Origin of the sequence: Pseudomonas sp. VI4.1 (assembly GCF_002029345.1) — a bacterium.
Taxonomy (GTDB): Bacteria; Pseudomonadota; Gammaproteobacteria; order Pseudomonadales; family Pseudomonadaceae; genus Aquipseudomonas.
This window is the reverse complement of the sequence record NZ_MULM01000012.1, coordinates 1-1,736: the sequence shown is the minus strand read 5'-3', so window position 1 is coordinate 1,736 and position 1,736 is coordinate 1. Positions and strand designations below refer to the sequence as shown.

General features: G+C 60.9%; 2 protein-coding genes and 1 pseudogene. 2 read left to right on the top strand and 1 reads right to left on the bottom strand.

Annotated features, from left to right (window positions below):
* Positions 1-202 (top strand): annotated as a pseudogene (locus BZ163_RS00090) (hypothetical protein); the annotation flags it as partial.
* 129 nt (positions 203-331) lie between these two features.
* Here the strand turns inward: BZ163_RS00090 and BZ163_RS00085 are convergent.
* Positions 332-682, bottom strand: a complete 351-nt coding sequence (locus BZ163_RS00085; RefSeq protein ID WP_128869323.1) for a hypothetical protein — start codon at positions 680-682, stop codon at positions 332-334.
* Positions 683-725: 43 nt separating this feature from the next.
* Between BZ163_RS00085 and BZ163_RS00080 the strand changes: the two genes are divergently transcribed.
* Positions 726-1,736: DUF6708 domain-containing protein (locus tag BZ163_RS00080; RefSeq protein ID WP_128869322.1), on the top strand; the 1,011-nt coding region annotated here is incomplete at its 3' end.

Below are 1,736 nucleotides of genomic sequence, written 5' to 3'. Positions count from 1 at the left end.
CTACCTGATCGCCGAATGGGCCCACCGCAAGGGCCGCCCGACCCTGCCTGAAAGCGTGCAAGCCTGGTCGCAACCGCTGCCCCCCGAACAATGGGCCCAGCCCAGCCCCGCCCTGCGAAAAGCCAACGCCCTGGTCAAGACCGCCATGGACAAAAAAGGCGCGAACTTCGTCGACGCCTGCAAGGCGGCGGGGCTGCATTGAACCTACTGCCGCACACCAGGCCCGGTGGCCGAGTGATCGCTGACGACGGCGTTCTCGTGGGCACCAATACCTGGGGCGCCAGACACACGACGTCGATCATCAGCCAGATCCTCAAGAAACCCTGCCGAACTACGGGCCCTGGCTTGGGCCGAGGCGCTGACCCTTCAGCTGCCGATCGGCGAAGCCCAGCAAACGTCGGATTTCGCCCTGGCCCTCAACATCGGTTATCAACTGGAAGCCGAGCGCGAGTTGATTCACCGCACCTGTTTTGTCCTGCGCGACCTGCGCATCGCGACGGAGCGAGGCGTACGGTTGCCGGCCCAGGGTCGGTTTACGCTCGACGCCGTGGAAACCTTGCCCAGTGGCACAGGCAAGGCCCCTTACTGGTTTTTCACCCGAGACGAAATGGCGGCGATCGATGATTAGCAGACTGTTCAAACGCAAAAAACCGCCAGAAACCCCAGAGTAGGCACCGGACATCCGCAGCCAGCGGCCCCGTGCCGGGGAGTTGCGGGTCAGGGGCTTGAATGAAACCCTGTTTTTAGCGCCGTTGCCGGTGTACACCGGGCAGGCGCAAGTCTCTCGGCGTAATTTTTCGGCGATGAACGAGACCTACCTGGAGTTGGGGGGGAGTAACCGGGGGATAGTGGAACAGGGGAAAATCCTGGCTACTGGAATTTGGTTTGTTTTGTTTACAGCTTTTGTTATGCCCGTGCTTATTTGTCTATGGCTTGTTGCTTTTAGCCCTCCGGAGATTGACCGACAGTTTTTCGATATTGTCGGGGATGCTGTGCAGGTATTCGCCACAGGATCTCTCACAGCCATCCTCCCCATCGGCGCCTTCATCTACGGCATGCTCTCCAACGTCCGAACCCTGGCCAAAAGCTACCCGGTCCGCTTCAACCGCCAACGCCGCGAAGTCTGCTATATCGACGACACCACCCATCGGGTGCTGATCGTGCCTTGGGAAAGCGTGGTGGCCTGGGTCGCCCGCAGCCAGGGCGTGACCAGTTACGGCGCGATGCGTGATTACACCTTCGGCATGGGGCTGGAGGACGAAGAACGCGACACCGTGCAGTTTATATTGTCGGCCCAACCCAGCGATGCGCATGCGCTGGGCATGTGGACGTCGATCCGCAACTACATGGAGGATGGGGAACTGGTGGATACGCCCAACCCCATGCTTGCCGCGTTGGGCATCACCCTGTCCGAGGACGAGCTCAAACCTTATGAAGGACTGCATACCTTTGAAATCGAACGTCTCGACGCCAGGGCGTTGGGTCGGCTGGACGACGGAGGAGGCCATCTGACTGCTGAAGAGCGCAAGCGCTGGGGATACTCCAAACGCTCCCCGTGGCCTCTGCGCTGGTGGTATGTCAGACGGATGATAGTGTTCTGGAAAATGCTCTACCTGATCGCCGAATGGGCCCACCGCAAGGGCCGCCCGACCCTGCCTGAAAGCGTGCAAGCCTGGTCGCAACCGCTGCCCCCCGAACAATGGGCCCAGCCCAGCCCCGCCCTGCGAAAAGCCAAC

What these genes read in the sequence shown, in the direction of transcription:
- BZ163_RS00085 (WP_128869323.1), bottom strand. Translation starts at nt 682, where the DNA reads ATGTCCGGTGCCTACTCTGGGGTTTCTGGCGGTTTTTTGCGTTTGAAC.